The following is a 9103-nucleotide window of genomic DNA, read 5'->3' as shown; positions in this document are numbered from 1 at the left end:
TGGGGCCCCCTCCCCCCCCCCCCCCCCCGCGGGGGGGCGGGCCCCCCCCCGGCGGGGGGGGGGGGGGGGGGGGGCCCCCGGCCGCTGGCTCGCGCTCGCCGTCCTGGTGCTCGCCGTGCTGCTGGTGGCGGTCGACGCGACCGTCCTCGGCCTCGCCACGCCCTTCCTCAGCGAGGACCTGCGCCCCTCCGGCACCCAGCTGCTGTGGATCGGCGACATCTACTCCTTCGTCATCGCCGGGCTGCTCGTCTCGATGGGCAGCCTCGGCGACCGCATCGGCCGCAAGAAGCTGCTGCTGAGCGGGTCGGTCGCGTTCGGCGGGATCTCCGTGCTCAACGCGTACGCCACGAGCCCGGAGATGATGATCGTCGCGCGCGCCCTGCTCGGCGTCGCGGGCGCGACCCTGATGCCGGCGACGCTCGCGCTGATCCGCAACATCTTCCACGACCCGAGGGAGCGCAGCCTCGCCGTCGGCATCTGGGGCGCCATGGCCTCGGCGGGCGCTGCCGTCGGCCCGATCGTCGGCGGCTTCCTGCTGGAGCACTTCTGGTGGGGCTCGGTCTTCCTGATCAACCTGCCGGTGATGGCGGTGCTCGTCCTCGTCGGCGTCAAGCTGCTGCCCGAGTCGCGGAACCCGCGCCCCGGCCCCTGGGACGTGCCGAGCGTGCTGCTGTCGCTGATCGGCGTCATCGGCGTGGTGTACGCGGTCAAGGAGGCGGCCGCCCACGGCTTCGGCGGGGGTGTCGCAGCGACGGCGCTGACCGGGATCGCCGCGCTCACCTGGTTCGTGCGCCGGCAGCTGAGTCTGCCCGTGCCGCTGCTCGACATGCGGCTGTTCCAGCACCGCGGGTTCCGGGGCGCGGTCCTGGCCGACCTGCTGACCATCCTCGGCCTGTCGGGACTCGTCTTCTTCCTCTCGCAGTACCTCCAGCTGGTGCAGGGCCGCGACCCGCTGGAGGCGGGCCTCGCCGAGATCCCGGCGGCGGTAGGGGCCGTCGCGACGGGCCTGGTCGCGGGCCGTGCGGCCCGCCGCTTCTCGGTACGGGCCGTCGTGTCCGGCGGCCTGGCCGCGGTGGGGCTCGCGCTCGCGGCTGTCACCCTCTTCGGCGAGCACACCGGGTATCCGGCGCTCGGCACCGTCCTGCTGGTGGTGGGCGTCGGCGCCGGCTTCAGCTTCACCGTCACGGCCGACGTGATCCTCGGCAGCGTCCCCAAGGAGGAGGCCGGAGCGGCGGCCGCCGTCTCGGAGACCGCCTACGAACTCGGCGCGGCCCTCGGCATCGCCCTGCTCGGCACGGTCGTGACCGGCGTGTACCGGGGCTTCACCACGCCACGCGGCATCCCCGCGGGTGCCGCGGCCTCGGCCCACGAGTCGCTCGGCGGCGCCGTGGAGGCGGCGCACGGCCTCGGACGCCAGGGGGACGCACTCCTCGCCGCGGCCCAGGAGTCGTTCATGAGCGGCCTGCGGGTGGCGGCCGGCGGAGGCGCGCTGATCCTGCTGCTGACGGCGGGCGCCGCCTGGGTCCTGCTCCGGGGCCAGCGGCTCGCGGAGTCACCGCCGCAGGAAGGCACCGAGGGCGCCGAGTCCGCCGAGTCCGCCGAGAACGCTGCGGGCGGCGGCGCGAGGGCGGACGCGGCGGGCGCCTCGGCGGTGGACCGGCGGCGCTAGCGGGGGTGACTCAGATGGTGCGGGCCCCGGCTGTGTGCGCCGCCCGCACGGCGGCCGTTGAGGGCCCGCGCACGGAACGGGGGCGCCTGCCAGGGGGCAGGACGGCGCCGTTCCGATGAGGTGCGGGGTGCGGTGCGGTGCGCCGGGGTGTGCTGCGGTGCGTCGCCCGCGTGCCACGCGTCTACGCCGCGGCCTTCGCCTTCGTCGCGTACATGTCCACGTACTCCTGGCCGCCGAGCCGCATGACCTCCGCCATCACCGAGTCGGTCACCGCGCGCAGCACGTAGCGGTCGCGCTCCATCCCGTCGTAGCGGGAGAACTCCATCGCCGGTCCGAACCGGACGGTCACCTTGCCCGCGCGCGGCAGCCCCTTGCCGTCGGGCTGGAGCTTGTCCGTGCCGATCATCGCGAACGGCACCACCGGCGCGCCCGTCATCAGCGTCAGCCGCGCGATGCCGGTGCGGCCCCGGTACAGGCGGCCGTCGGGGGAGCGGGTGCCCTCGGGGTAGATCCCGAAGATCTTGCCCTCCTCCAGGACCCGGCTCCCCGTCATCAGCGCGGCCACCCCGCCGCGACCGCCGTCCCGGTCCACCGGGATCATGCCGACGCCCGTGAAGAACCACGCCATCGCCCGGCCCTTGATGCCCCGGCCTGTGACGTACTCGTCCTTGCCGATGAAGAAGACCTGCCGGTCGCAGACCAGCGGCAGGATCATCGAGTCGATGAAGGTGAGGTGGTTGCCGGCGAGGATCACGGGCCCGGTGCCCGGAATGTGCTCGGCTCCTTCCACCCGCGGGCGGAAGGCGAGGCGCACGAGTGATCCGATCGTTGCCTTGAGGAACGCGAAACGGGACAACGGGTCCTCCGTGTCGTCGGCGGGCGTGGCTGAACGGGCGAGGTCTGTGCAGGTGAGGACATTACTCGGGAGGCGCACCCGAGCGCACCCCGGGAGCCGCACCCGGGTAGCCGGCCCGGCGTGCGCCCTGCCCGGCGCGGCCGGGGACGGCCGGAGCGATGGGGCCCCCTCCCGTCAACTGCCCGCGTGTACAAGGCGTTCCCACGCGCGCTCGCGGGTTCGTTGTCAGGTTCCGTACACAAGTCCCTACGGATGGCGTGGAATCGGCGCGGCCGGTGCCGGGCCGGCCCCGGGTGGTTCCAGTCGTGCGGCGTCGGCGCGCGGACCGCACGAACCGCGTGAACCGCGTGAACCGCGTGAACCGCGTGAACCGTACGAACCGCGTGAACCGCGTGAACCGTACGAACCGCGCGGATCGAGCGGGCGAGCGGTCCAGTACTCAAACCGTACGTGCGTACGAGGACGTATCCGATCGGGTGGCCCGACGCGCCCGGGGCAACCGGCGTCTGTGCGAAAACGTCTCGCCGTTCATGGTCACCACCCCGGGGGCCGGCGACCTCTTCGCCGTGCTGGCCCCGCTCGTACACGCCGAGGCGAGCGCCGAGGCCCCGGCCGCCGCCGTCGAACCGCGCGACCTCGAACAGGCTGTATGGGTAAGGCTCCTGGAGCGCCTGTCCGGCCAGGGCCCGCCGCCCGACGCCTGCCGCTGGGTCAGGGACACCGTCCGCGCCGAGGCGCGCCGCGCCCGCCGCACCGCCACCCGCGAACTGCCGTACGGGGCGGGGTCCGCGCACCAGCCCCGTACCGACCCGGAGGCCGGGCCCGAACGGGTGGTTCTGCTGGCCGAGCGCCGACGGGCCATACGCGACGCCGTCCGCAGGACGCCCGGACGGTGCCCAGGACTGCTGACGGCGATGCTGTCGCCCGGCGATCCCACCTACCGGGAAATCGCAGGGGCGTTGGGTATGTCACAGGGGAGTTTGGGACCGATCCGTTCCAGATGCCTGGGATGCCTGCGCAGAATGCTCGCGTCGGAGGTTGCGGCTCGCGAACATGTGGGAAAGGAGCGGTAGACAACCGGCGTAACCAGGTGAGCGGGAGGCATGCACACATGGGCATGAGCGTGACCATCTCAGCGGCACGTGCGCAGGACGCGGAGAACATCCTCAAACTCCAGTACCTGTGCTACCAGGGGGAGGCGGCGCTGCACGGCGATTACACGATCGAGCCGCTGACCCAGACCCTCGACGACCTCAGGGCCGACCTCGAAGGCGGCCAGTGCTTCGTGGCACGCCTCGGCGACGAGGTCGTCGCCTCGGTGCGCGGCAGGATCGACGCATCGGGCACGGCCAGGATCGGCAAGCTGATGGTCCACCCGCGGATGCAGCGGCACGGCCTCGGCGGGCGGCTGCTCGACGCGATCGAGACGCACTTCGCGCAGGACCCGGCGGCACGCCGCTTCCAGCTGTCGACCAGCGGCAGGGGCGACGGCGACATGCGCCTCTACCGCAGTCGCGGCTACGCCCCGGTCCGGGCGAGCGCGGACGGTTCACGGCTCGACCTCGTGGAACTGGAGAAGCCGGCCGCCGCCGGCACCTTCGTGGCGAGCGCCTGACACGGGCCCCTGACGTCCCGGGGCGCGGGCGTCAGGGGCGAGCGGCAACCCCCGCCGCGACGGCCGTCCGACCGGGGCTCTGCTCCCTCACGCTTCCCTCACGACACGCGTGATGCTCTCCCGCCGCATACGCCTCCCCGCGCCGCACACGTCTCGCATGCCTCACGTGCCCCGCATGCCGCACCCGCCTCGCGCGCCGCACACGCCTCGCGCCGGCTCTCAGACCGAAGGCGTGGCCGCCACGAGCGCCCGGGACTTGCGCAGCCACAGGATGCCGGTGACCGGAAGGGCCACCGGGATCAGGATGTAGCCGGCGCCGTAGTACGACCAGACCGTCGCGTCCGGGAACGCCGACGAGTCCACCAGTGTCCACGTGCCCACCGTCAGCACTCCGACGAGTTCGAGCGCGCAGCAGACCAGGCCCACCTTGCGCGCCGTCTCGCCGCCGCGCACCAGGGTGTACGTGATGAAGACGTAGACCACCGCCGCTACCGCCGACAGCGAGTAGGCCAGCGGCGCCCGCCCGAAGTCCGAGGCGATCTGGTAGACCGACCGCGAGGCCGCGCCGACCGTCATCACGCCGTACAGCCACACGAGCACGATGCCGGGCCCGCTGACCAGCTTGGTCCTCTTGGCGGGGGCCTCGGCACCGGCCGGGGATGCCTTCGCCGCACCCGCGGGCGAGGCGCCCGCCGCGGCGGACGTCCCCGTCCCGCCGGTCTCCTCGGCGGCCGGCCCCGCGGGCCCCGCCGTCTGCGCCGTCACGTCCGTTCCGTCCCTTTCCATCGCCTTCCTTCACCCTCCCCAGATCGCGAACAGCCGCACTTCCAGCACGGCGAGGACGACCCCGCCCGCCGCGACCACCACGGACCCCCACCGGGTGCGCTCCGTCAGTGACATGAACCCGGCCACCGGCACCGAGAGCAGCGCGCCCGCGAGGTAGGCGAAGAAGATCACCGACCCGTCGTGGGGCTCTTCGCCGCGCGCGACCTGCACGATCCCCACCACCAGCTGCACCAGCGCCAGGACGGACACCACGGCCATGCCGATGAAGTGCCAGTCCTTCGTGGGCTGGTCCCGGTAGGCGGCGAAGCCGCACCAGGCGGCGAGGGCGAGCGCGGCCACCGTTACCGCGATCGTCAGGGCGACAAGCATTGACCGAGGGTATTACGGACGGGGCCCCCGGCCCCCCCCCGGGGGGGGCCCCCGCCCCCCCCCGCGGCCGGGGGGGGGGCGCCCCCCCCCCCCCCCGCCCCCCCCCCCCCCCCCCCCGCGCGGGGCCCGCCGAATGCTGCATGCTGTGCCTTTACGGCGGACTGGACGCGCTGCCGACTGGACGCACCGCCGGACGGACCGAGGCATGGAGCTGCGGATGACCACCACCTTCCCGGACGTTTCCATCAGCACGGAGCGGCTGGTGCTGCGTCCGTTCGAGTCGGCCGACGTCCCGGCGTACACCGAGATGATGAACGACGAGATGGTCACCGCGTGGACGTCGGCGCCGCACCCCTTCTCCGCGGCGGACGCGGCCAGGTGGGTCGGCAGGTCCGCCCCGGCCGAGCGCAGGGAGGGCCGCGGCATCGTCTTCGCCGTCACCGAGTTCCTGACCCAGCGCCTCGTCGGCACGGTCCGGCTGCTCGGCACCGACTGGCACACGCTCGCGGTACGCGCCGAGTACGCCACCGCGCCCTGGGCCCGCGGTGAGGGGTACGCCACGGAGTCGGTGCTCGCCGTCGCCCAGTGGCTCTTCCGCGACCAGAAGTTCGAGCGCCTCGAACTGCGCACCCCCGCGGACGACACCGCGGCGCAGCAGGTCGCCCAGAAGGCGGGGTGCATCAGCGAGGGGGTGCTGCGCAACGCGTTCATAGCGCGCACGCAGACCGAGGACGGCGGCTGGACGGACATCCGCACCGACCTGATCGTATGGAGCCTGCTGCCCGAGGACCTGGACGGCGTCGGCGAGCAACTGGCCGACGCCGGCGGGTACGCCACCTACACCGACTGGCGCTGACGCCGGACGCCCGCGCGCCGCCCGGGCCCGTACCCCACCGGTCGCCCGTCCCGGAACGCGGCCCGGTACTCTCACCGTGCCCCGCGTCCCGCGTCCCACCGCGGTACGGCTTTCGCACGCACCTGAACCGCACCCCCGCCCGCGACACCTCCGGGAGACATACGACGATGGCCGACCGCGTCACGGTGATCGGCTGGGACGGCTCACCGCTCACCCCTGCGGCCCGATCCGCGCTCCTCGCCGCCACCCTGGTGGCCGGGGCCGCGCACCACCTGGCCCTGCCCGAAGTTCCCGACGACGCCGAGCACATCAGGCTCGGCAGCATCGACCTCGCGGCGCGCCGCATCGCGGGCCACCGCGGCAGCGCCGTCGTACTCGCGGACGGCGACCCGGGGTTCTTCGGGGTCGTGCGGACGCTGCGCGCGCCGGAACACGGTCTGGAGGTGGAGGTGGTGCCCGCCGTCTCCGCCGTGGCCGCCGCCTTCGCGCGCGCCGGGATGGCGTGGGACGACGCCCAGGTCGTCGTGGCCCAGCGCCGCACCCTGCGCCGCGCGGTCAACGTCTGCCGCGCCCACACCAAGGTCGCGGTCCTCACCTCGCCAGGGGCGGGCCCCGTCGAACTCGCGCTCCTGCTCGAAGGCGTCCACCGTACCTTCGTGATCTGCGAGGAGCTCGGCACCGACCGCGAACAGGTCACGGTGCTGACCTCCGACAAGGTCGCCGACCACGTGTGGCGCGACCCGAATGTCGTGATCGTCGTCGGAGGCACCGGAATCAGTGGTTCCGGCGGCGGCGCGGCGGGAGCGGCGATACCCGCCGCCCCCGGCTGGATACTCGGCGGCGACTCCGCCAGGCCCTCCGGGACCGGCACGCGCGGCTGGGCCCTGCCCACCGCGGAGTACGGGATCACCCTCGACGAGGGCGAGTCGACCTGGCTGCGGGCCGCCCAGCTCGCCCGCATCGGCGCCAGGACCGGCGACCTGATCTGGGACATCGGCTCGGGCAGCGGCGCCGTCGCCGCCGAGGCGGCCCGGTTCGGCGCCGCCGTCATCGCCGTGGACGAGGAGGAGGGCGCCTGCGCTGCCACCGCCGCCGCGGCCCGCCGCGCGGGCGTCCAACTCCAGGTCGTCCAGGGCCGCGCGCCCCACGTACTCGAAAGCCTTCCCGAGCCCGACGTCGTACGGATCGGCGGCGGCGGCCTCGACGTCGTCACCGCCTGCGCCGACCGCAGGCCCGAGCGGATCGTCACCCACGCGGCCACCCGCGACGAGGCGGAGGCCGTCGGAGCCGCGCTCGCCGGGGGCGGATACACCGTCGAGTGCGCCCTGCTCCAGTCCGTGGACCTGGACACCGGGGACTGGTCGGAGCGCGAGCGCGCCGTCGTCTTCCTGGTCGCGGGACAGCGGCGGGAAAGCGCCCCCTGACCCGGCGGCGCGAGAGCGCGCGGTAGGCTGGCGGACTGTTGTACCGCACCTCGGCCACTGTGGATTCGGTGGTCAATGTCCGGGAAATCCGGTCGAAATGGAGCCGGTTCCGGCTCGTGGTGTGGTACGCGCAAACCGGGGGACGCGCAACGGCGCGCGGTCCGCGGCCGCTTGTCGGGACGCGTGTCACGGCCCGTGGAAACGCGCGAGGACACGCCGGGACCGCGGTCCCTCGTGCCGCGCGGCGGCCCCGCTCGTTGTGCTGGACGGGCGGCCGGGGCCAACGGCCCCGCACTACCCCGGCGAAGGGCTGAAGGAGCACAACCGATGGGCGAGGGGTACGCATGACTGACACCGGCGGGGTCCCGGACGAGGGACAGCCGGAGAACGCAGGCATGGCGGAGCAGCCGGGAACCCCGGCCGCTGGTGAGTACGCCTACCTGGGCCCCTCCGAGACCCCTCAAGAGGACGACGACCTCCTGCTGATGCCGAGCGCGCAGGGCGCCTGGAGCGACCCCCAGCCGGTGCCGCCGCAGGAACCGCCGCACCAGGCGCAGGCCGAAGGACACGGCCCGTACCAGGTCCAGGAGCAGATGGCCGGTACGGCCCACGCTCAGGCCCAGGACCCGCAGGCGCCGCTCCCTTCGCCCTCCGCGCCGCCGATAGATCAGCCGGTGACGGAGCCGGCGGCGCAGACCCCGGCGCACACGGCCGGGCAGGAGCAGCACGCGCAGCCGCCGCAGCACACCCCCGCACACGGCGTGCCGTACGAGGCGCCGGGAACTCCGCACCCGCAGCAGCAGACATACAGCTCCGACGGCCAGGGCTTCGCCCACGCCCAGGAGCCGGCCGCGCAGGAAGCGGGGCACGCGGGCCCGGCCGCGTACCCGCGGGAGCCCGCCACGGGCCGGGTGCCCTCGCCCGCCGTGTCGCCGGACGGTTCCCTCGGCGGGCAGGTGCCGGTGGCCGCGGGTGCCGCGCAGGCGGCCTCGCGCAGGCCGCTGCACTTCGGCCCGCCCGTCTCGGACCCGACGAGCGGTGTCGTACGGTCGCTCGCCGACCGCGGCCCCGCGGCCCGTACGGCGCAGGCCTACCCCGTACGGCCGTTGACGCAGGGCCCGCCCACGACCGGGCCCGAGTACCTCGACATCCCGCGTGACGAGACCGGCGCCGTGGAGGTGGCCGAGGCGCCCGCGCCCGACGCCGCCGAGGCGCCGCAGGGCGGCATCCCGTGGGTGCCGGAGCCTCAGGAGCCGCAGCAGGCCGCGCCGTTCCCGCAGGGGGAGACGGCGGAGGCCGCCCCGGTGGCGGAGGCCGTCCCGGCGCCGGCAGCGCCTCAGGTCGCGGACGGTGCCGCCGTGGTGGCGCGGGAAGCCCAGGAGCAGTCCGAGGGCGCCGGAAACCCGGCGGTGGTCGCGACCGGCCCGGCGGAGCAGGCCGAGGCGGGCGCACCGGCGCAGGCACAGGCCCCGGCGCAGGAGACGGAGCGGGAGCAGAACCCGGTGCTGGAGGGCGAGGCGGCGGAAGC

The 9103-nt window shown here is 74.5% G+C and carries 8 protein-coding genes and 1 pseudogene; 6 read left to right on the top strand and 3 right to left on the bottom strand.

Features of this window, described 5'->3' with window-relative positions; genetic code table 11:
* Positions 1 to 106 precede the first annotated feature (106 nt).
* A complete protein-coding gene (locus LCE31_RS27810) occupies positions 107 to 1669 on the top strand; it encodes an MFS transporter (RefSeq protein ID WP_225018971.1) in 1563 nt (520 codons plus the stop codon).
* Positions 1670 to 1850: 181 nt separating this feature from the next.
* On the opposite strand, the gene LCE31_RS27805 is transcribed toward LCE31_RS27810, so the two are convergent.
* Positions 1851 to 2525 carry a lysophospholipid acyltransferase family protein gene (locus LCE31_RS27805; protein ID WP_225018969.1) on the bottom strand — a complete coding sequence of 225 codons (675 nt, stop codon included), beginning with the start codon at positions 2523 to 2525 and terminating at the stop codon, positions 1851 to 1853.
* Between the two features lie 530 nt (positions 2526 to 3055).
* Here LCE31_RS27805 and LCE31_RS27800 point away from each other — a divergent pair.
* Entirely contained in the window at positions 3056 to 3598 is a 543-nt protein-coding gene (locus LCE31_RS27800; protein WP_225018965.1) for a sigma-70 family RNA polymerase sigma factor, read from the top strand.
* Between the two features lie 38 nt (positions 3599 to 3636).
* Positions 3637 to 4140 carry a GNAT family N-acetyltransferase gene (locus tag LCE31_RS27795; protein WP_225018963.1) on the top strand — a complete coding sequence of 168 codons (504 nt, stop codon included), beginning with the start codon at positions 3637 to 3639 and terminating at the stop codon, positions 4138 to 4140.
* A gap of 219 nt (positions 4141 to 4359) precedes the next feature.
* Here LCE31_RS27795 and LCE31_RS27790 read toward each other — a convergent pair whose 3' ends face one another.
* Together LCE31_RS27790 and LCE31_RS27785 are read right to left on the bottom strand one after the other, a co-directional pair.
* Complete coding sequence (locus LCE31_RS27790) at positions 4360 to 4716, bottom strand: hypothetical protein (RefSeq protein ID WP_225018967.1); 357 nt, start codon at positions 4714 to 4716, stop codon at positions 4360 to 4362.
* Positions 4717 to 4935: 219 nt separating this feature from the next.
* Entirely contained in the window at positions 4936 to 5295 is a 360-nt protein-coding gene (locus LCE31_RS27785) for a hypothetical protein (protein WP_225018961.1), read from the bottom strand.
* A gap of 217 nt (positions 5296 to 5512) precedes the next feature.
* Between LCE31_RS27785 and LCE31_RS27780 the strand changes: the two genes are divergently transcribed.
* From LCE31_RS27780 to LCE31_RS40955, 3 genes and pseudogenes are all read left to right on the top strand, one after another.
* Positions 5513 to 6151: a GNAT family N-acetyltransferase gene (locus LCE31_RS27780; protein WP_225018959.1), complete on the top strand. Its 639-nt coding sequence runs from the start codon at positions 5513 to 5515 to the stop codon at positions 6149 to 6151.
* Between the two features lie 167 nt (positions 6152 to 6318).
* The gene (cbiE, locus tag LCE31_RS27775; RefSeq protein WP_225018957.1) at positions 6319 to 7575 is read left to right on the top strand and encodes a precorrin-6y C5,15-methyltransferase (decarboxylating) subunit CbiE; all 1257 of its coding nucleotides are present in this window, start codon (positions 6319 to 6321) and stop codon (positions 7573 to 7575) included.
* 344 nt (positions 7576 to 7919) lie between these two features.
* A pseudogene (locus LCE31_RS40955) lies at positions 7920 to 9103 on the top strand (hypothetical protein); the annotation flags it as partial.

It is taken from the genome of Streptomyces sp. 8L (assembly GCF_020176795.1).
In the GTDB taxonomy this organism is placed as follows: Bacteria; Actinomycetota; Actinomycetes; order Streptomycetales; family Streptomycetaceae; genus Streptomyces.
This window is presented reverse-complemented; position numbering and strand designations above follow the sequence as displayed.

Coding starts and splice junctions, on each gene's coding strand:
- LCE31_RS27800 (WP_225018965.1), top strand. CDS start 3,056: ATGGTCACCACCCCGGGGGCCGGCGACCTCTTCGCCGTGCTGGCCCCG.
- LCE31_RS27795 (WP_225018963.1), top strand. CDS start 3,637: ATGGGCATGAGCGTGACCATCTCAGCGGCACGTGCGCAGGACGCGGAG.
- LCE31_RS27790 (WP_225018967.1), bottom strand. CDS start 4,716: ATGACGGTCGGCGCGGCCTCGCGGTCGGTCTACCAGATCGCCTCGGAC.
- LCE31_RS27785 (WP_225018961.1), bottom strand. CDS start 5,295: ATGCTTGTCGCCCTGACGATCGCGGTAACGGTGGCCGCGCTCGCCCTC.
- LCE31_RS27780 (WP_225018959.1), top strand. CDS start 5,513: ATGACCACCACCTTCCCGGACGTTTCCATCAGCACGGAGCGGCTGGTG.
- cbiE (WP_225018957.1), top strand. CDS start 6,319: ATGGCCGACCGCGTCACGGTGATCGGCTGGGACGGCTCACCGCTCACC.